Source organism: Xanthomonas phaseoli pv. dieffenbachiae (assembly GCF_008639345.1).
GTDB lineage: Bacteria > Pseudomonadota > Gammaproteobacteria > Xanthomonadales > Xanthomonadaceae > Xanthomonas > Xanthomonas phaseoli.
This window is the reverse complement of record NZ_CP041380.1, coordinates 2,816,567-2,837,532: the sequence shown is the minus strand read 5'-3', so window position 1 is coordinate 2,837,532 and position 20,966 is coordinate 2,816,567. Positions and strand designations below refer to the sequence as shown.

At 63.4% G+C, this 20,966-nt stretch carries 12 protein-coding genes and 1 pseudogene; 9 read left to right on the top strand and 4 right to left on the bottom strand.

The annotated features are described in order from the left end of the window. Positions 1–364 precede the first annotated feature (364 nt). Both FLG15_RS12895 and FLG15_RS12890 read left to right on the top strand, forming a co-directional pair. Positions 365–3,259 carry a TonB-dependent receptor domain-containing protein gene (locus FLG15_RS12895; protein ID WP_057678038.1) on the top strand — a complete coding sequence of 965 codons (2,895 nt, stop codon included), beginning with the start codon at positions 365–367 and terminating at the stop codon, positions 3,257–3,259. Between the two features lie 147 nt (positions 3,260–3,406). Next, complete coding sequence (locus FLG15_RS12890; protein ID WP_057678039.1) at positions 3,407–5,782, top strand: glycoside hydrolase family 127 protein; 2,376 nt, start codon at positions 3,407–3,409, stop codon at positions 5,780–5,782. Between the two features lie 170 nt (positions 5,783–5,952). On the opposite strand, the gene FLG15_RS12885 is transcribed toward FLG15_RS12890, so the two are convergent. Then, positions 5,953–7,043, bottom strand: a protein-coding gene (locus FLG15_RS12885; protein ID WP_370512622.1) for an IS3 family transposase whose coding sequence is annotated in 2 segments (ribosomal slippage) — positions 5,953–6,815 and positions 6,815–7,043 — 1,092 coding nt in all. Because the reading frame shifts where the segments join, the coding sequence is not laid out codon by codon here. On the opposite strand from FLG15_RS12885, the gene FLG15_RS12880 reads away from it, so the two are divergent. Then, a protein-coding gene (locus tag FLG15_RS12880) for an IS3-like element ISXcd1 family transposase (RefSeq protein WP_223842567.1) occupies positions 6,993–8,080 on the top strand; the annotation gives its coding sequence in 2 pieces (ribosomal slippage) (positions 6,993–7,245 and positions 7,245–8,080; 1,089 coding nt in all). The two genes, FLG15_RS12885 and FLG15_RS12880, sit on opposite strands and share 51 nt — an antisense overlap. A gap of 39 nt (positions 8,081–8,119) precedes the next feature. On the opposite strand, the pseudogene FLG15_RS12875 reads toward FLG15_RS12880, so the two are convergent. From FLG15_RS12875 to htpG, 3 genes and pseudogenes are all read right to left on the bottom strand, one after another. After that, positions 8,120–8,266: pseudogene (locus FLG15_RS12875) on the bottom strand (transposase); the annotation flags it as partial. Between the two features lie 54 nt (positions 8,267–8,320). Further along, entirely contained in the window at positions 8,321–12,280 is a 3,960-nt protein-coding gene (locus tag FLG15_RS23505) for an RHS repeat-associated core domain-containing protein (protein ID WP_370512602.1), read from the bottom strand. Positions 12,281–12,590: 310 nt separating this feature from the next. After that, positions 12,591–14,495, bottom strand: a complete 1,905-nt coding sequence (htpG, locus tag FLG15_RS12865) for a molecular chaperone HtpG (RefSeq protein WP_150146476.1) — start codon at positions 14,493–14,495, stop codon at positions 12,591–12,593. 173 nt (positions 14,496–14,668) lie between these two features. Between htpG and rsmD the strand changes: the two genes are divergently transcribed. The 6 genes from rsmD (at position 14,669) to FLG15_RS12830 (ending at position 20,747) form a co-directional block, all read left to right on the top strand. Continuing rightward, positions 14,669–15,358, top strand: coding sequence for a 16S rRNA (guanine(966)-N(2))-methyltransferase RsmD (gene rsmD, locus FLG15_RS12860; RefSeq protein WP_170922326.1), 690 nt, complete (start codon positions 14,669–14,671; stop codon positions 15,356–15,358). After that, positions 15,355–15,861, top strand: a complete 507-nt coding sequence (gene coaD, locus FLG15_RS12855) for a pantetheine-phosphate adenylyltransferase (protein WP_008574388.1) — start codon at positions 15,355–15,357, stop codon at positions 15,859–15,861. The genes rsmD and coaD overlap by 4 nt, the downstream gene beginning before the upstream one ends. A 46-nt stretch (positions 15,862–15,907) precedes the next feature. Beyond that, complete coding sequence (locus FLG15_RS12850) at positions 15,908–16,405, top strand: hypothetical protein (RefSeq protein WP_017157277.1); 498 nt, start codon at positions 15,908–15,910, stop codon at positions 16,403–16,405. Between the two features lie 231 nt (positions 16,406–16,636). Next, positions 16,637–16,921 (top strand): YfhL family 4Fe-4S dicluster ferredoxin, encoded by a 285-nt coding sequence (locus FLG15_RS12840; protein WP_057677852.1) that lies wholly within the window; start codon positions 16,637–16,639, stop codon positions 16,919–16,921. Next, entirely contained in the window at positions 16,918–18,696 is a 1,779-nt protein-coding gene (gene ggt, locus FLG15_RS12835; protein WP_057677853.1) for a gamma-glutamyltransferase, read from the top strand. The genes FLG15_RS12840 and ggt overlap by 4 nt, the downstream gene beginning before the upstream one ends. A 290-nt stretch (positions 18,697–18,986) precedes the next feature. Next, positions 18,987–20,747, top strand: coding sequence for a glycoside hydrolase family 9 protein (locus tag FLG15_RS12830; RefSeq protein ID WP_057677854.1), 1,761 nt, complete (start codon positions 18,987–18,989; stop codon positions 20,745–20,747). Positions 20,748–20,966 lie beyond the last annotated feature (219 nt).

Below are 20,966 nucleotides of genomic sequence, written 5' to 3'. Positions count from 1 at the left end.
GCGGGCTCGAGCGCGCTCGTGCCGCCACGCATGATCGTTCAGTTGCGAACCATGCTGTTTTCCGCATGCGCGTTCGCCAAATGCGACAAGACGTAGCGTCCGCGCACAGGCACATTGTGACCAGCTGATGAAAACTGGAGCGCAAACGCGCATCCAGTGTGGAATGCACCACCTTCCTGGCAATACGCGTTGCTGCGCGATTTTCGGGTCGCCTGCGTCGCACGTTGTCTGCGTGTCTGCAACACGACCGTGCCAGCGGTCCGTTGCAGCGTGCGTCTGCCATCTACGTCGCCCTGCGCCGCTGTACGTCGGCACGGGCAGGTATTGCCCACTGTTTGTCTTTCGTCACACTCAGGAGCCTTGCATGCCGATGTTGCCGTTGCCTCTCTCCCGCACGACCAGCGCCACCACGCGGCCGTTGCCGAGCATGCTCACCTCCGCGCTGTTGCTGGCGCTGTCGGCAGGTGCGGTCGCGCCGGTGGCTGCGCAGCAGGCGGCGGGTGGCGATGCGACGCAGACGCTGGACAGCGTGGTCGTCACCGGCTCGCGCCTGCGCCGCGTGGACACCGAAACCGCCAACCCGGTGGTCACCGTCAGCCAGGAGCAGATCGCTGCCACCGGCAAGGCGACCGTGGGCGATTTGCTGCAGGAATTGCCATCCATCGCCGGCAATGCCACCAATCCCTACACCAACAACGGCGGCGGCACCGGCGCCTCGGCGATCTCGCTGCGCGGCCTGGGCGACAAGCGCACGCTGGTGCTGGTCAACGGCATCCGGCTGGCCTACAACGACGTCAACGCCATCCCTTCCAGCATGATCGAACGCATCGAGGTGCTTAGCGATGGCGCGTCTGCGGTGTACGGCTCCGATGCGATCGGTGGCGTGGTCAACTTCATCCTGCGCTCGCGCTTCGACGGCGTGCAGTTCAGCAGCGACTTCGGCACCAGCAGCGAAGGCGATGGCAACCGCCGCAACTTCACCTTGACCGCCGGCAAGACCTGGGAGCGCGGCAGCCTGATCGGCGGCCTGTCGTATCACAACATCGATGCCGTCTCGGCAGCGGCGCGCGACTACTCCAAGGACGCGCTCGCCCTGACCAATGGCCAACCGGTGAAGCAGGGCTCCTCCGCCACGCCCACCGGCACAGTGAACTTCAATGACGGGTCGGATCAATCGCAGCTGCTTGCACAGTCCAATGGCTGCGGGCGCGTCACGCTCAACAGCGGTGTTAGTGGGCGTGCCGGTCCTGGCGATTTCCATTGTTATAACGCCGCTGCAGATTCCTACAACTATCAGCCGTTCAACCTGTTGCAGACCCCGCAAAAACGCACCAATGCCTTCCTGCTGGGGACCTACCGCTTCAGCGACAGCGTCGAGGGCTACGTCAATACCTGGTTCAGCAAAACCGAGTCGGCTTCGATCATTGCGCCGATTCCGATCTTTTCCAACGGCGACAACATCCTGGTGTCGGCGCAGAGTTACTACAACCCGTTCGGCGTCAACTTCGGCACCGACCGCACCACCGGCACTTCCTACAACGACCTCAATACGCGCGCCACCGTGTTGGGCAACCGCCGCTACCAGTACAACACCTACAACTTCCAGATCAGCCCGGGTCTGCGCGGCCGTTTCGGCGACAGCTCCTGGCAATGGGATGCCACCTTCAACTACGGCAAGGTCAAGCAGAAGTCGATCAACAACGGCTTTCTCGACTATGCGGCGTTCAATCAAGCCATCGGTCCCTCGTTTCTGGATAGCGATGGCACGGTCAAGTGCGGCAGTGCGGGCGCAGCGATTGCCGGCTGTACGCCGTTGAATTTCTTCAACCTCAACGACAGCGCCAATCTGGCCACGTTGCAGGGCATGGTGGTCAACCCCATCGTCACCAGCGTGTACACGGTCAAGCAATTCGAGGCCAATGCCAACGGCACGCTCTTTGCGTTGCCGGCCGGCGAGGCCAGCCTGGCAGCGGGCATTTCGTACCGCAAGGAACGCTCCACCACCGCCTCGGATCCGTTATGGACCGGCGATGAAAACGGCCTGTGCGGGGTCATCGAATTCTGCTCGTCCAGCTTGAGCGGCAGTTTCGATGTCAAGGAGGCCTATGCCGAAGCGCTGTTCCCGCTGCTCAAGGATCTGCCCGGCATCAATGCGCTGAACATCACCGTGGGCACGCGTTTTTCCGACTACAGCTCGGTGGGCAGCAAGACCAATAGCAAGCTCTCGCTGGAATACCGCCCCATCGAAAACCTGCTGCTGCGCGGCACCGTTTCTCAGGTGTTTCGCGCACCCAACATCAACGAGTTGTATGCCGGCGTAGCCGGCGATGCGGCCACCGTCAACGACCCGTGCAATGGCTATACCGGCGGCAATACGGTGGCCTGCGCCAATGTGCCCACTGACGGCAGCTACCAGCAATCAGACGGGCAGGTGTCGGGCAAGGTCTCCGGCGCGGCAGTGGCGGGCTACCAGCTCAAGCCGGAAACCGGTAAGTCCTACGACGTCGGATTCGTGTACGACCCGCAATGGATCGAGGGCTTGTCGCTGAGCGCGGACTGGTGGCGCATCGACCTGGAAGACACCATCACCACGGTGTCGGCGCAGACTGTGCTCAATCAATGCTTCGCCAATTCCGCCAGCGCGTTCTGCGCGCTCATCCATCGCAACGGCAATGGCACCATCAATTACATCGCCGAGCCCACCGTCAACCTGGGCAAGCTGTGGGCCAAGGGCATGGACTTCAACCTGACCTACCGCTTGCCTGCAATGACGTGGGGTAATGTCACCGCCGGCCTCAACGGCACCTATCTCACCCGTTACGACGTGCTGCCCGACACCACCGATCCCAGCTCGGTCACCATCCACAACGTCGGCCGCTACACCCAGGCCTACGGCAATTTTCCACGCTGGCGCGCACTTGGCACGGTCAACTGGGCGCTGGACGACTGGAGCGCTACCTGGCGCATCCGCTATGTGGGCCACACCGCCATCGGTAATTCGGATCCGGACCAGAGTCTGTCGGCCGATGCCAGCGAACCGACCGTGGTGCGCGATATCGGCGCCTACGTCTACAACAACCTGCAGCTTGGTTATAACGTGGAGCCGTGGCATACGCGCTTCGAAGTCGGCGTAGACAACATCGCCAACAAGCAGCCGCCGTTGTATTACTCCAATAACGTGGGCAATGCGAACACCGATGTGGCCACCTACGATCTGCTTGGGCGTTTTTACTGGGCACGCGCGACGGTGAAGTTTTGAGTGCGCCGTTGTCTCGCTGCGCTGCGTGGCCGGGTGCGATCGCTTGTGCAGATGCCACGTCACCGCAAGCGTTGCCAGGGCAGTTCCGATCGTATTGTTGCGACCACGCGCGCGAGCGTGCGCGCTCTCAGGAGTTAAGCTGATCCCATGACGGAAGCGCACCCGAGCGAATCGACCTGCAACCACACGCCGTTGTTGTCGCGGCGGCGCTTTCTGGCCTGGAGCAGCCTGGCGGTTGCGGCCGGCTTCCTGCGCTTTCCGGCCCAGGCCAGCGCTGCGCAGCCGGGCAGCGTGCGCGCGGTGCCGCTTACGCAGGTCAGGCTTGCGCCGTCGTTGTTCCTGGATGCGCTGCAGACCAACCGGCGCTATCTGATGCGGCTGCAGCCGGACCGGCTGTTGCACAACTTCGTGCTGTATGCCGGCCTCGACCCGAAGGCGCCGGCCTATGGCGGCTGGGAAGCGGACACCATCGCCGGGCATACGCTCGGCCACTATCTCAGTGCGCTGGCACTGATGCACGCACAGACCGGCGACGCGCAATGCCGCACGCGCGCGGCCTATATCGTCAGCGAACTGGCGCGCTGCCAGGCACAGGCGGGCGATGGCTACGTGGCCGGCTTCACGCGCAAGAACGCGGCCGGGCAGATCGAAAGCGGGCGCGCGGTCTTCGACGAACTCAAGCGCGGCAAGATCGACCCGGCGCCGTTCTACCTCAACGGCAGCTGGGCGCCGCTGTACACCTGGCACAAACTGTTCGCCGGTTTGCTCGACGTGCATGCGCATTGCGATGACGCGCAAGCGCTGCAGGTCGCGGTGGATCTGGCCGGGTATCTGCAGGGTATCTTCTCCGCGCTCGACGAGGCGCAATTGCAAAAGGTACTGTCGTGCGAATTCGGCGGCCTCAACGAATCGTTCGTCGAACTGCATGTACGTACGGATGATGCACAATGGCTGGCGCTGGCGCAGCGCCTGCATCACCACGCCGTACTCGACCCGCTGGTCGCACAGCGTGACGAATTGGCGCACCAGCATTCCAATACCAGCATCCCAAAGCTGATCGGTGTGGCCCGCGAGTACGAGGTCACCGGCGATGCCGCATCGGGCGCTGCGGCGCGCTTCTTCTGGCACACCGTTACCGACCACCACACCTATGTAATCGGCGGCAACGGCGACCGCGAATATTTCCAGCAGCCGGACAGCATCTCGAAGTTCCTCACCGAACAGACCTGCGAGCATTGCGCCAGCTACAACATGCTCAAGCTCACCCGGCAACTGTATCAATGGGGACCGCAGGCGGAGTTGTTCGATTACTACGAGCGCACCTTGCTCAATCACGTGATGGCGCAGCAGCACCCACGCACCGGCATGTTTACCTATATGACGCCGCTGCTGGCCGGCGAAGCGCGCGGCTGGTCGTCGCCGTTCGACGATTTCTGGTGTTGCGTCGGCAGCGGCATGGAAGCGCACGCGCAGTTCGGCGATTCGATCTATTGGGAAGACGGGCAGGGCGTCTACGTCAATCTCTATGTGCCCTCCACGGTCCGCGGTGCCGCCGGGCTGGACATGACCTTGCACAGCGGGTTGCCGGAACAGGGCAGCGCCTCGCTGCGCATCGATGCCGCGCCGCCAGAGCAACGCACGCTCGCACTGCGCGTGCCAGGCTGGGCGCAACAGCCGCGGTTGCAACTCAATGGCCAGCTTGTCGATGGCACCGCTAGCGATGGCTATCTGCGCATCACGCGCACGTGGCAGCGCGGCGACACGCTGAGTCTGGCGTTCGACATGCCGCTGCGCCTGGAAGCGACCGCGGACGATCCCGCCTGGGTCTCGGTGCTGCGTGGGCCGCTGGTGCTTGCCGTGGATCTGGGCGATGCCGCCAAGCCATGGTCGGGCAAGACCCCGGCATTGATCGGGGGGCAGGATATCCTGCAACGCCTGCAGCCGATGCCCGGCAAGACAGCCTTCGTCTACAGCGATGGCGCGCAGCAGTGGCAGTTGTCCCCGTTCTACGCCCAGTTCGACCGCCGCAGCGCGGTCTACCTGGAGCACCGCGACGCCGCTGCGTGGCAACAACGCCAGACCGAACGGGCGGCAGCGGCGGCGGCGCAAGAAGCACTCGACACCCGCGCGCTCGATCGCATCGTGCTAGGCGACGATGCCTCGGAAAAGGCACATGCCCTGCACGGGGAAAATTCCAACCCGCTCAGCTACCGCCGCCGCCCCGGCCGCGACGTGCGCACTGGCGGCTTCATGGCCTTCACTCTGCGCAATACCGCCCAAGCCCGCATCCTGCGCCTACGCTACTGGGGCGACGAAACCCGCCGCCGCTTCCGCATCGTCGCCGACGGCGAACTCATCGCCAACGAACGCCTGGACGGCAACCGCGGCCTGGATTTCGTCGATGTGGATTACGCACTCCCAGCAGCAGTCGCCGGCCGCGACAACTTGCAGATCCGCATTGAACCGGAAACCGGTTATTCGGCGGGGCCTGCGTTTGGGTGCTGGGTGCTGGAGTCGGCGTGAATGCTGAAGTCTGCGCGCTGTCGATCTTGCTGCAGCGTGTCTTGTAGAGGGGGGAAGGTCTACTACAGACGGCAAAGTGAAAGCGCACAGTAACCCCGCACGAACTTTCCGGCGCGCAAAACAAAGCCCCTCTCCCTTCGGGAGAGGGGGTGGGGGCGTAAGCTCCCCCGTCAAGCAGACAGTCCAAAAGTAGACCTTCTGGCGTGTTGGTTGCGGTACTCGGTCGGCGTTAGGCCGCCGAGCGCGTCATGGGGCCGCTGTTCGTTGTAATCGATCATCCACCAATGGGTAGCTTCGCGGATATCGTCGAGGCGGGTGAAGAGGTGCTGGTCGAGCACTTCTTCCCGGAAGGTGCGGTTGAAACGTTCGATGAAGGCGTTCTGGTTCGGCTTGCCGGGCTGGATGTACTGGATCGCCACGCCATTGACCTTCAGCCAGCTGGTAAATGCGTCGCCCAGAAACTCTGGTCCGTTGTCGGAACGCACGACCTGCGGCAGGCCATGATCGTGCTTGATCTGCTCGAACACGCGCACCAGACGATGCGAGTTGATCGACGTATCCACCTCGATGTGGAGCACCTCGCGGTTGAAGTCGTCGACCACGTTGAAGGTGCGGAAGCGTCGGCCGCACGCCAGAGCGTCGCTCATGAAGTCGACCGACCAGACGGTATCAGGCAACCTTGGGACATACAGCGCGACACGCTCGCGCTTGGGAAGCCGCCGCTTCGCAGCGCGGCGCAGGTTGAGCCGCATGGCCTTGTACACGCGATAGATTCGCTTCGGGTTCCAGTCAGGTCGCGTCCTGCGCAGTACGTCGCTGCATTTCCAAAAGCCGCGACTGGGGCGGTCTTCGACGACACGTGCGATCGCCGCGATCAACTCGGCATCGCGTACTGTCCAGTCGAGCGGTGGCGCATACCACGCCGCACGTGCAAGCCCGACGCATGCACAGGACCGACGCAGCGGCCGCGCGTGTACCTCGATCAGGTACCGCACGGCCTCGCGCTTGCGCGCCGGCCCTAGAGTTTTTTTGCGATGAGATCCTTCATGGCCGCATTGTCGAGCGCCAACTCGGCGTACATCCGCTTGAGCTTGGCGTTCTCCGACTCAAGCTCCTTGACCCGCCGCAGCTCCGAAGCCTCGGTAATCCCCCCACAGGTTAGCTGACGCCAGAAGTGGAATTTTCTCGTACCCTTTTCCGAGGAGGTTCCATGAAGACATCCCGCTTCACCGACAGCCAGATCATTGCCGTCCTCAAGCAGGCCGAGGCCGGCACGCCCGTGCCGGAGTTGTGCCGGGAACACGGCATCAGCTCGGCGACGTTCTACAAGTGGCGCAGCAAGTTCGGCGGCATGGACGCATCGCTGATGTCCCAGCTCAGGGAGCTGCAGGACGAGAACCGGCGCCTGAAGAAGATGTACGCCGATGCCCAGCTCAGCGCCGACCTGCTGAAGGAGGCGATGGCAAAAAAATGGTGAGGCCATCTCAACGCCGGGAGATGGCCCGATGGGCCGTAGATGGTGGCCACACGAACATCCGGCATGCCTGCCGGACCTTTGCGGTGAGCGAGACCTGCTTTCGCTATCAAGCCAAGGCCAGCGAGGAGAACGCCCGGATTGCCGATTGGCTGGTGCGGTTGACCACAACCTATCGTGATTGGGGGTTCGGCCTGTGCTTTCTGCACCTGCGCAACGTGAAGGGCTTTGGCTGGAATCACAAGCGGGTGTACCGCATCTATCGGGAGCTGGAGTTGAACCTGCGGATCAAGCCGAAGAAGCGGCTGGTGCGCGAGCGGCCAGAGCCGTTGGCGGTGCCGGAGACGATCAACCAGGTCTGGTCGATGGATTTCATGCACGACCAGCTGGCCGACGGCCGCAGCTTCCGGTTGTTCAATGTGCTCGATGACTTCAACCGTGAGGGTCTGGGCATCGAGGTCGACTTATCGCTGCCATCGGCCCGGGTGATCCGCTCGTTGGAACAGATCATTGACTGGCGCGGCAAGCCAAACGCCATTCGCTGCGACAACGGCCCGGAGTACATCAGCGGCGCGCTGCTAGCTTGGGCACAGCAGCGCGGGATTCGGATCGAGCACATCCAGCCAGGCAAGCCGCAGCAGAATGCCTATGTCGAACGTTACAACCGCACCGTCCGCTACGCCTGGCTGGCCACAACGTTGTTCGACACCATCGAGCAGGTTCAGGACAAGGCCACGCGCTGGCTATGGACGTACAACCATGAGCGCCCCAACATGGCGCTCGGCGGTATCACGCCAGCAATGAAATTGGCGATGGCCGCCTAGCTCCACTTTTGGCGAACGCTCAAAGCGGGGGGATTACCCCTCCAGGCCTCCGTACTTACTCTTCCACTGGTAGTACGTCGCTGTGCTGATACCAACCTGGCGACAGACGTCCTTGACCGGCACGCCGGCGTCGGCCTGCTTGAGCGTCGCGACGATCTGCGTCTCGGTGAACTTTGAGGTGCGCATAGAACCTCCTGGCTGAGGTAACGATGCCAGAAATATCCACTTATGCGGTGTCTGTCAGGCTGGGGAGCTTACGCCTCCGCGAAATCCAATCGGATCACTCTGCGCATACCGCCCTGTCATGGCGTCGTAATCCCGGAAGTAGTTCTGATTCAATCCACTCGCCGCATCGTACCGCTGCCCCGGAAACCGCATATCTAACACCAACGCCGCACCGTCACCATCCGGATCCTGGTTCGGCGCAGTATTCCCGAAGGCTTCCCCCTTCAGGCTCCACGTCCACACCGCCACATCGCGGGTCGGGTCGATCACCACGCGCGGGCTGCCCAGGTGGTCCGGTTCGATGTAGTGCAGTTTGTTGGCGTTGGCCAGCAGGCCGACCGGGAGATCGTCCAGCCAGATCGCCTGCTGCTTGGGCGCGCCATTGGTGTCGTAGTCGCCCAGCCAGTGGCCGGCTTCGTCGTAGAGCGTGTAGGTATCGGTGGTGCCGAGGAAGCGGCGCACCTGCTCGCCACGGCCGTTGTAGCGGTAGTTCATGGTCACCGCGCCGGCGCGGCGAGCCTGGGTCATGCGGCCGGTGGTGTCGTAGGTGTACTGGCGCGCGGTGCCGCCGATGGCGGTGGTGTTGCCGGTGGCATCGTAGGTACGCGCCACGCCGGCCACTGCGCTCAGGCGGTGGCTGTCGGTTGGGTAGGTGTAACTCTGCGTGGCGGCGCCGACCTTGGCGCTGAGGCGGTTGCCGGTGGCATCGTAGCTGTAGCCATCGATCAGGGTGCCGGTGCGGCCGTCCGTCAGGCCGGTCAGGCGGCTCAGGGTGTCGTAGCCCAGCGCGATCTCGGGTGTTGTGTTGCCAGCGGGCGTCAATGCGGTGAGGTTGCCGGCCGGGTCGAAGCCGAAGCCCACGTCAAGACCGCCCGGGCGGGTGTCCTGGATTGCCTGCGGGCGGTAGTCCAGATCGTACTGGCGGGCGAGGGTGCGGCCGTTGCCGTAGGTCCAGCCGGCAGCCGGGCCGAACGGGTAGTAGCTGGCGTTGTCCAACAGCACCTGCCGGCTGCCGCCGGCAGAGGTCACGCCGACTTCGGTGGTCTGGCCTTGTGCATTGCGCACGTAATCGACCACCGCCCCGTCGGGATAGGTCATCCGCCGCAACTGGCCGCCAATGGTGTAGTCGTAACGCAGCACCAACGCGGTGCCGTTGCTGGTCTGCACCTTGCGCACCAAGTCGCCGAAGCGGTTGTAGCAGTACTGGGTGATGGCGCCGCCGTCCTGCATCTTGGTCAGGCGGCCGATCGAAAACGTCTCCCCGCTGGCGCAGGCCGTCTGCGTCGCGTCGTAGGTGTAGGTGACGTTGAGGCTGGTGGTGGGGTAGGTGACCTTGGTCGGGCGATTGAGCGCGTCGTAGCTGTAGGCGGTGGTGTTGCCGCGCGCGTCGGTCTGGGTGGCGCGGTTGCCGGCGCTGTCGTAGGTGTAGCTGGTGACGCCGGTGTCCGGGCTGGTGAGTTTCACCAGATCGCCAAACCCGTTGTAGTCGTAGGTGGTGTTCAAGCCCTTGGGGTCGGTGACCTTGGTCAGGTTGTCGAGTGCGTCGTATTCGAACTTCGTGTCGGCCTTGATGCCGGCGACATCCCGCAGCGTGCGCGACAGGCGATTGAGCGGGTCGTACTCGTTCTGCGTCGCGGTTGCCAGCGCATCGGTCACGGTGGTGGCATTGCCGTTGGCGTCGTACGCGAAGTCGGTCGGGTCGCTGGCGGCAGTGGCCTGCGTCTTGAGCTGGCCGAGCTGGTTATAGACGCGCGAGAGCGTGCGCTTCAACGTGCCCGACGCATCGCTGGTGTCTTCCTTGATGCGATTGCCGGCGTTGTCGAGCGTGTAGTGGACGGTATTGCCCGCGTTGTCGGTAATGTCGGTCAGCCGATGCGCCGCATCGTAGGTGAAGGCAGTGAACGCGCCATCGGGCTGGGTGACCTGCTTGACCAGGCCGGTGGGCCAGTAGTCGATGCGGGTAATGCGGTCATCGGCCTCGCTGGAGGCATCGGCGCCGCGCACCTTGGTGGCCGTCAGCCAACCGCGCGGGTGATAGGTGTAGTCGGTGACGATGCCGTTGGCGTCCTTGATGGACAGCGGGCGGCCAGCGCCGTCGTAGGCGAGATATTCGGTGATCTGTCCGATGGCGTTGGTGATCGTTTGTAGGTCGCCCTTGCGGTGCGGGCAGGTGGTCGGTGTCGCGGCGCAGGCGCTATCGTCGGCGAGGTAATACGTGTAGCGCAGTAGGTCGGAGAGATCGCTGCGTGGACCATCGACCGAGGTCATCAGCCCCAGCAATGGGCAGGTGCCTGCATCGACGTCGGTTTGCTCGCAGTATGCTGTGGTCGCGATCCGGGTGGTCCCGGTGGCTGCATCGGTACGGGAGGATGTCAGCTTTTGACCACGTGTGTTGTAAGTCCAGGTCGATGTTTCGATCAGTGTGTTCGTTGGGTCATCCACACGCCGCGTCAGTGGGATATCACGGTCGGGATGCCATTCTGTTCGTGTAGTTCGGAGATGGCCGCCGTCTTGGCGACTTTCCACGATGGAAAGCATACGTCCGCTCTGATCACGGGTAAAGTTCTTTATTAGTGTCCCATTATCAGATCGACTCAGATAGCCATCATCCCCATAGATGTAGGACGTTTCCAGGCGCGGACAATCCACACATGTATCGACGGCGCTGCGTAGCCGCCGACCGTTGTTGAATACATCGAAAGAGAATTCCTTGGTCGATCCCAAAGGATTTGTGACGACCGCTTTATTGCCGTTTTCCGCATAAGCCACAGAGAAGTAATTGCCGCCGATGCCATCTCCCGTGGCTGTGGCCCGCCCTTGCTCATCATAGGCATACTGGCCGACTACAGCGCCGGTCTGATCCAGTTTCTCCGTCAACCACACCGCATCATTGCCAGCATAGCGATAAACCATCGCATCACCGTCCGGGCCAGCCAATATCAAGCGCCCTTGCGCATCGTATGCGTAATCGATGCGTCCTCCATCAGGTAGGTCGAGACTGCTTGCCTGCATGTAGTCCATGTAGTGAATCACTGCTTCACGGCCTTTTCGATCAATCAGCTTGATCGGCTGGCCCATTGCATCGTAGATGACTGAGATCAGTATTTCGCCAAAGCTTTCACTCCTGGAAAAACGCCCCTGGCTATCAAAGACGCTGGTCTGCGCTCCAGTACGCAACTGCCATCCAGCGATAGAGCCGTCGACTCCTGAAATCTCTGAAAGATGATAGTGCTTCAGATCCGACTGCGTCATCCAGGCGCCACCGGGATCTTTGAGAAAAGGAACGACCTTGCCGTCCTTTAGAAAGACAAATGCGGCGGTCTTCTGCTTGTCCACTTCAACGCGGGAGGTGACGATACTGCTCCAGTTTTTGCCAAATGGAAATAATTCGGAGCTGGGCGATGAGGAAAAGGTTTGCTCGAGCGAGAAATCTGCAGACACTCCATCGGCTCGACGTTCAACCTTGTTTGCGCCTGAGCAGGAAATGGGGTTGCCGACCTCTGTGCTCATCCCCGTGCATTGCATTGGTTTGGCCGGATCGGCTTGGCCAATCGGTCTGCTGCAGATCCATGAATCCGGATTATAAATTCGAATCAGCGTATAGCTTGCGGGGCACGCGGGAACTGGGATAACCCAGTTCTGCCCGTATCCATCAATCGTCGACCCTACCGGATAACCCCCGATATTGGGGCCGGTGTATACAATGGTGTGGTGACATCCGGTATAATCGTCTTCCACATAGTGGATACTTGTGTAAATATAGCCATTGTCCGACTTGGGAAATGCATTGATCGCAATTTCGCAGGCCGTGGTTCCATCTGAAAGTCTGGGAAATGTGTTAGGAAGATTGATCTGAATTGAATATTTCGTCAGTGCCGGAATGCGGTCGAAATTTAGAGTCTGCGCAGAGGCATTGCCGATCCATGCGTTCCCCGCTAGGAGCGCGAGTGCCAAAAATAACGAAATTATACGCATCCAGTTTTAATCCTTGAGAGGGAATCGGTCACTGCTATATGTTGCTGCTCCAAGGTTGCCATCGGCATCCCGCCGCTTTAACTGAATGGAGAAATGCAATCTGTTACACCCCAGGCTTCCCGGCAACCGCTGAGGTTTTCAACCTTGGTTGCCGCTGTCTCGAATGCTCTGGATCCTACAGTATCATCGACGGATGTTATGGGTGAGCGCTGATAATTCCGGTCAGCGAAGTTGGGTGCCCCTCCCCAGCCTGAAACGCAAAGGCCGGCGATGACGCCGGCCTATGCTCTTCATTCCACCATCTCGTCGCTTACATCGACAACTCCAACAACAACTTATTCAATCGCCTTACATACCCAGCCGGATCCTTGAGGCTATCGCCCGCAGCCAAAGCAGCCTGGTCGAACAACACCCGACTCAGGTCACCGAAGCGATCCATATCCTGTTCCGCATCCAGCTTTTCGATCAGCGGGTGGGTGGGGTTGAATTCGAACACCGGCTTGCTTTCGGGCACCGCCTGGCCGCTGGCTTCCAGCAGCTGGCGCATCTGCAGGCCCAGGTCGCCCTGGCCAATCGCCAGGATGGCGGGGGAATCGGTCAGGCGGTGCGAGACGCGTACTTCGGCCACGTCGTCGCCCAGTGTTGCCTTGATGCGCGAGGCCAGGCCTTCCTTGGACTTGGCGAGGTCTTCCTGCGCCTTCTTGTCCTCTTCCGAATCCAGCTTGCCCAGGTCCAGGTCGCCGCGGGCCACGTCCACGAACGACTTGCCGTCGAATTCGGTGAGGTAGCTCATCAGCCATTCGTCAATGCGGTCTGTGAGCAGCAGCACTTCGATGCCCTTCTTGCGGAACACCTCCAGGTGCGGGCTGTCCTTGATCTGCGCGTAGCTCTCGCCGGTGAGGTAATACAGCTTGTCCTGGCCTTCGGCCAACCGGCTGACGTAATCGGCCAGGCCCACGCTCTGCGCGCCGGTGGTGTCGTGCGTGGACGAAAAACGCAGCAGGCCAGCGATCTTTTCGCGGTTTGCATAATCCTCGGCCGGGCCTTCCTTCAATGCCTGGCCGAAGTTGCGCCAGAAAGTCGCGTAGTCCTCAGGCTTGTCCTTGGCCAGCTTCTCCAGCATGTCCAGCGAGCGCTTGGTCAGCGCCGACTTCATCGAGTCGACCACGGGGCCGGACTGCAGGATTTCGCGCGAGACGTTGAGCGAGAGGTCCGACGAATCCACCACGCCCTTGATGAAACGCAGGTACAGCGGCAGGAACTGCTCGGCCTGGTCCATGATGAAAACGCGCTGCACGTACAGCTTCAGGCCCTTGGCCGAATCGCGGTGGTACAGGTCGAACGGCGCGCGGCCTGGTACGAACAGCAGCGAGGTGTATTCCAGCTTGCCTTCGACCTTGTTGTGGCTCCACGCCAGCGGGTTGCCCGCGTCGTGGGCGATGTGCTTGTAGAACTCTTGATACTCCTCGTCCTTGATCTCGGACTTGGGGCGCGTCCACAGCGCACTGGCGCGGTTGACCGCTTCCCACTCCGGCTCTGCCGGCTTGTCGGCCTCATCGCCGTAATGCTCCTTGCGCATCTCGATCGGCAGGCCGATGTGGTCGGAGTATTTCTTGAGGATGCCGCGCAGCGTCCAGCCATCGGCGAACGATTCTTCGCCTTCCTTCAGGTGCAGCACGATGCGGGTGCCGCGCTCGGGCTTGTCGACGCTGGCGACCTCGAATTCGCCTTCGCCGCGCGAGGACCAATGCACGCCTTCGCTGGCCGGAAGGCCGGCGCGACGCGAATACACGTCCACCTGGTCTGCGACGATGAAAGCGCTATAGAAGCCCACGCCGAACTGGCCGATGAGGTTGGCGTCCTTCTTCTGGTCGCCGCTCAGGTGCTTGAGGAAATCGGCAGTGCCGGACTTGGCGATGGTGCCCAGGTGCGAGACCGCATCCTCGCGGCTCATGCCGATGCCGTTGTCGTCGATGGTGACGGTGCGCGCGTCCTTGTCGTAGTCGACGCGAATGCGCAGCTCGCCGCTGCCTTCCAGCAGCTCGGGCTTGACCAAGGCTTCGAAGCGCAGCTTGTCGGCGGCATCGGCGGCATTGGAGACCAGCTCGCGCAGGAAGATTTCCTTGTTCGAGTACAACGAATGGATCATCAGCTGCAGCAGCTGCTTGACCTCGGTCTGGAAGCCGAGCGTCTGCTTATCGGTTTCAACGGTCATTGGGGTCGTGCTCCGTGGTGGTCCAGGCCGCAACGCGGCCGATGGCCTGGGGGATGCGGGCTTCTGCCGATTTTTCAAGGCGGCCTGCACGCATGTCCCGCGCGTGGCGGCCGGTGCGGGGGAGGGCGGCTGCAGCAACGGCAGCGGTATCATGGCCGGCCATTCGTCCTGCCTTGAGCCATGTCGCCAACTGCGCTGCTGCCGTGCTGCACCCGCCCACCATCGACAGGTGCGTGGCGATGAGCCGCCCGCCGCGGCCGGCGCCACGTGGCACGGAAGGGCAAGTGCGCATCGTCGGCGGGCGCTGGCGCAATACCAGGCTGGCAGTGCCGGATTTGCCCGGCCTGCGCCCCAGCAGCGACCGCGTGCGCGAAACGGTATTCAACTGGTTGATGCCGCGCCTGCCCGGCGCGCGCGTGCTGGATCTGTTCGCCGGCTCGGGCGCGCTGGGCCTGGAGGCAGTGTCGCGCGGCGCTGCGCATGCCACCCTGATCGAACGCGACCCCGGCCTGGTGCAGCGGCTGCGCGAGCACGTGGCCCGGCTCGACGCCGCCACCCAGGTGCAGGTGCTGCAGGAAGATGCGCTGCGCTGGCTGGAGCGTGCACCCGCAGCGCTGGCCGATATCGTCTTCGTCGACCCGCCATTCGCGGCCGACCTGTGGCCGGCTGTGCTGGAGCGCCTGCCGGCGCATGTGGCCGCCGACGCCTGGCTCTATCTGGAAGCGCCGGCCGATGCGCCGCCGCTGCTGCCGGCCGGCTGGCATCTGCACCGCGAGGGCGCCACCCGTGAGGTGCGCTATGCGCTGTACCGCCGGGCCGCTGCTACACTGAAGAGCGATCCGACCCCGGTAGTCTCCGTATGAGCGTTGCCAATAGCCGCACCGCCGTCTATCCCGGTACCTTCGACCCGATCACCAATGGCCATATCGACCTGGTGAATCGCGCCGCGCCGTTGTTCGAGCGCGTGGTGGTGGGCGTGGCGTACAGCCCCTCCAAGGGCCCGGCGCTGTCGCTGGAGCGCCGCGTGGCGCTGGCCCAGGAAGCGCTGGCGGCGCATACCAATGTGGAAGTGCGCGGTTTCGATACCCTGCTGGCCCATTTCGTGCGCGAGATGGGTGCCGGCGTGCTGCTGCGCGGCCTGCGTGCGGTGTCCGACTTCGAATACGAATTCCAGATGGCCAGCATGAACCGCCATCTGATCCCGGAGGTGGAAACGCTGTTTCTTACCCCGGCCGAGCAATACAGCTTCATCTCGTCCTCGCTGGTGCGCGAAATCGCGCGGCTGGGCGGGGATGTGTCCGGCTTCGTGCCGGCATCGGTTGTCGAGGCCTTGCGGCAGGTGCGGCAGTCCCGCGCGCAGGCCTGAAGAGTTGCAGTCACATCACCACACGCATTTCAAAGGGAGGAGTTTCATGAAACACACCATGCGCGCTCTGGCGCTCGCTTCGATCGCCGCTCTGGCGGTCACCGCCTGCAAGAAGGAAGAGCCGGCACCGACCGCTGCCGCCGCACCGGCCCCGTTGACCGCACCGGCCAAGGACGACAACGCCGGCTGGAAGAAGTACCTGCAGGAAGTGGTCGGCCAGAACCTGGGCACCACCACCAACAGCCCGTTCCTGTACTACTTGCCGCCGGAGTCCGACGCCGAATTTGCCGGCAGCTACGAACGTCAGCTGGAAAGCGTCAAGACCGCACTGGCACGCGGCGTGCAGCCGGGCAACATGCTGGCCTTCGGTTCGTCGGCGTCCGGCAAGATGGCCGACCTGATCGATGCAGCGTTCAAGGACGTGGCACCGGACTCGATGAAGGGTGTGCGCGTGCTGTTCATCGGCAACGCCGCCGACAACGCGCGTGTGCAGACCATCGTCCAGCCCAAGGGCGCGGAATACATCTTCGTTGAAGCCAAGTAATGCCGTGCCAGGCCGGATGCGCGGGAGGGCGCATCCGGCCGCAGCCTGGGAATGCACCATGCTGCCGAGTTCGCACTCCACCGGAGCCGGCCGTGTCAGGCCGGTGTCCGACAGCGCCCACGGCGTTGTCCACCTGCCGCTTCGCGCCATCTGCGCCCGGCTGCAGCAGCACATTGCGTTCCAGCGCCTGCGGTTGCAGCGCGCCGTGTCGCGTCGCATCGTAGTGCCGATATGTCTCTGAAAATCAACGAGCTCTGCGTCAACTGCGACGTCTGCGAGCCGGCGTGCCCGAACCGGGCCATCTCGATGGGCGAAACCATCTACGTCATCGACCCGGCACGTTGCACCGAATGCGTGGGCCATTTCGACGAAGCGCAGTGCGTGGTGGTGTGCCCGGTCGAATGCATCGACCCGGATCCGGCCATTCCGGAAACCCATGATCAGTTGCTGGCCAAGCTGATGCAGTTGCAGCGCGATCATCCCGAACTGTACGAACAGGAGCCCCCCGCCCCGTGAGCACTTTTTCCCGACGTTTTTCTTCGCGCGGCGTGTTGCTGCTGGCCTTCGTGCTGGCGCCAGCGGCCTGGTGCGCCGATGCCGCCAAGCCGGCGACAGCCACCACCGCAGCGGTTGCCGCGCATCCGCCCGGCGCGGCGATCGCCAGCGGTCATGCGTTGGCCACCGATGCCGGCCTGCAGATCCTGCGCGAAGGTGGCAATGCGTTCGATGCCGCGGTGGCGGTGTCGTCCACGCTGGCGGTGGTCGAGCCGATCAGCTCGGGGCTGGGCGGCGGCGGTTTCTTCCTGCTGCACGACGCCAAGACCGGCAGGGACGTGATGCTGGACGCGCGCGAAACCGCGCCCGCGTCGGCCACCGAAGCGCAATTTCTCAACAAGAAAGGCGAGCTGGACCGCGACCGCTCGGTCAACGGACCGTGGTCGGCAGGCATTCCGGGCTTGCCTGCAGCGCTGGTGGAGCTGGCCGCCAAGCACGGCCGCCTGCCGCTGAAGCAGTCGCTGGCGCCATCGATCCTTATCGCGACCGAAGGTTTTCCGGTCTACGCGCGCATGGCCAAGGGCTATGCCTCCAGGCGCGAGGTGATGGAGCGTTACCCCGGGACGCGCGAGGTGTATCTGCGCGGCGGCAAACCCATTGCCGAAGGCGACACCTTCAAGCAGCCGGAGCTGGCGCATACGCTGCAGCTGCTCGGCGACAAGGGCTTCGACGGCTTCTACAAGGGCGAGACTGCCAAGAAGTTGCTGGCCGGCGTGAAGCAGGCCGGCGGCCAGTGGAGCGCGGCCGAGCTGGCCGGGTACCGGGTCAAGGAGCGCACGCCGATCCAGTTCGACTACCGCGGCTGGAAGATCACCACGGCGCCGCCGCCGTCGTCCGGTGGTATCGCGCTGGCGGCGATGCTGCAGATCCTGGAAGGCTGGGACTTGAACAAACTCGACGACGTGCACCGCACCCATCTGGTGGTGGAATCGATGCGCCGCGCCTACCGCGATCGCACCTTCTTCCTGGGCGACCCGGACTTTGTGGACGTGCCGCAGCGCGTGCTGACCAGCAAGGATTACGCGCAAGGCCTGCGTGCCACCATCAACCCGGACAAGGCGACCCCCAGCGATCTGCTTTCGGGCAATCCCACGCCGCTGGAAGACGACGAGACCACGCACTTCTCCATCATCGATGGCGAAGGCAACCGGGTCGGCGCCACCCAGACGGTGAACCTGCTGTACGGCTCGGGCCTGATTCCCAAGGGCACCGGCGTGCTGCTCAACAACGAGATGGACGACTTCGCGCTCAAGCCGGGCACGCCGAATGCCTTCGGCGTGATGGGCTATGCCGCCAATGCGCCCAAGCCGGGCAAGCGCATGCTCAGCTCGATGACGCCCACCTTCATGGAATCGGCCGACAAGGCGATCGTGCTCGGCACCCCGGGCGGCAGCCGCATCATCACCATGGTGCTGCTGGGAATCCTGGGCTACGACGCCGGCCTGGACGCGCAGGCGGTCAGTGCGCTGCCGCGCTATCACCACCAATGGCTGCCGGACGTCATCGACGCCGAGACCGACGCGTTTTCGGCGCAGACCGCCAAGGGCCTGCAAGCGATGGGGCATGCACTGAAACTGCCCGGCGACACCGCCGAAGGCGGCCGCGGCTCCAGCCATGTGTGGGGCAACCTGCAGACGGTGGAGTGGGACAAGCGCAGCAACGTGCTCAGCGGCGGCAGCGACCCGCGCAACCCGGTGGGCAAGGCGCAAGTGCAATTGGACGCGGCGGCACGCTGAGGCGTGAAGCCCATTGCATCGACGCCCGGTAACCGGCACCCCGGCCGGGCGTCGTGCGTGGTCTGGATCAATCGCAGCAGATGCAGTGCGGCCGTGGTTACCTGAGGTTGGCGCATTTGTCGGCAGCCGGGCATGCGCCTGAGCGCCGGCAAGCAGTGACGATGCGCGCAGCATGGCGGCGTGCGAGGCGGTCCGCGCAACGGGCGCATCATTGCAGCGATGCGGATCGACGCATGGGCGATGCCGGCATTGGACTTGTCGCTGCAAGATAATGCGGCGACCATCGTGGCATGACTATCTTCAAGACTCTGCTCACCAGCCTGATGATCGTTTCGCCCGTGCTCGCCTGCGCCGCGGAGACGCCCGGCAGGCAGGAAACCGTGGCGACCAGCAACACCATCCACGTCAACCAGCTGGGCTACCTGCCGGGCTCGGCAAAACTGGCCGTCATCGGGTTGCCGCAGCAGGACGCCGCGCAGCGTTCGGACCGCTTCACGGTCGAAGATGCCCAAGGACGCAGCGTGTTGCAGGGAACCCTGCAGCCGGCCGCGATGTGGTCGCCGGCCGGTAAGCAGGCGCGGGTGGCGGATTTTTCCGCGCTGCGTGCGGTCGGAACCTATCGGCTGAAGATCGACGGGCTGCCGGCATCGGAGACCTTCGCCATCAACGCGCATGCCTATCAGCCCCTGGTCGATGCAGCGTTGAAGGCGTTCTACTTCAACCGTGCCAGCACCGCGCTGCCGGCACGCTACGCCGGGCGCTATGCGCGTGCGGCCGGGCACCCGGATACGCAGGTGCGCATCCATCCGTCCGCAGCGTCTGCGACGCGCCCAACCGATAGCGTGATCAGCGCGCCCAAAGGCTGGTACGACGCGGGCGACTACAACAAGTACATCGTCAATTCCGGCATCAGCACCTATACCTTGCTGGCGGCCTACGAGCAGTATCCGGCGTTCTTTAAGTCCAAGCCGCTGACCATCCCTGACGATGCGCCCGGCGTGCCCGGCATCCTGCAGGAGGCTTGGTGGAATCTGGACTGGATGCTCGCCATGCAGGACCCGGCCGATGGCGGCGTGTACCACAAGCTCACCGACAAGCAATTCGATGGCCTGGTGATGCCCGATCAGGCCACGCAGCCACGCTACGTGGTGATGAAGACCACTGCCGCGACCTTGGACTTCGCTGCCGTGATGGCCGTGGCCAGTCGCGTGTATGCGCCGTTCGAAAAGCAGTATCCAGGTCTGTCGGCGCGCATGTTGAACGCCGCGCGGGCTGCGTGGGCATGGGCGAAGCAGCATCCGGATGTGATCTACCATCAGCCCAGCGACGTGCGTACCGGCGGTTACGACGATGCGCACCTGGATGACGAATTCGCCTGGGCGGCGGCCGAGTTGTACATCGCCACCGGCGAGGATGGGTTCTACGACGCGATGATCGCGCGCAACGTGCCGGCCACCGTGCCGTCGTGGGGCAATGTCGGTGGACTGGCCTGGATGTCGTTGGCCGGGCATCGCGACCAACTCACGGCGCATGCCGACCGCGCGCGGATCGAACGCGAGATCACCGGGCTGGCACAGCGGCTGGCCGACACCTGGCAATCATCGGCATGGCGGCTGGCGATGAATGACGGCGATTTCGTGTGGGGCAGCAATGCAGGGGTGCTCAACCGCGCGATGATGCTGCTGCAGGGCTACCGGCTGACGCAGCAGCGGCAATTTCTGGATGCGGCGCAATCGCAGCTGGACTACATCCTGGGCCGCAATCCGCTGGGGCTGTCGTTCGTGACCGGGATAGGCAGGCACTCCCCGATGCATATCCATCACCGCCCCTCAGAGGCCGATGGGATCGAAGCGCCGGTGCCGGGTTGGCTGGTCGGCGGCCCGCAGCCAGGGCAGCAGGATGCCAAGGAGTGCAAGGTGTCGTATCCCTCCAAGCAGCCGGCGTTGTCGTACCTGGACAACTTCTGCAGCTACTCCACCAACGAGGTGGCGATCAACTGGAATGCGCCGCTGGTGTATGTGAGCGCGGCGATCGAGGCGTCGACGCGTTGAGGCGGGCGTTTTTCAACGAAATGCCTGATGCCGCGGCTGTTCCTTCTCCCGTCGGGAGAAGGTGGCGCGCAGCGCCGGATGAGGGTACGGCGTCGGCAGGAACACTGATACACCGTCCCCTCATCTAACCCCTCTCCCGCAGGAGAGGGCTCAAGCTGCTGCAATTCATGCTGCCTGCGGACCAAAGGTTCGGTCACCAGCAGCTCTGAATGACGCTTT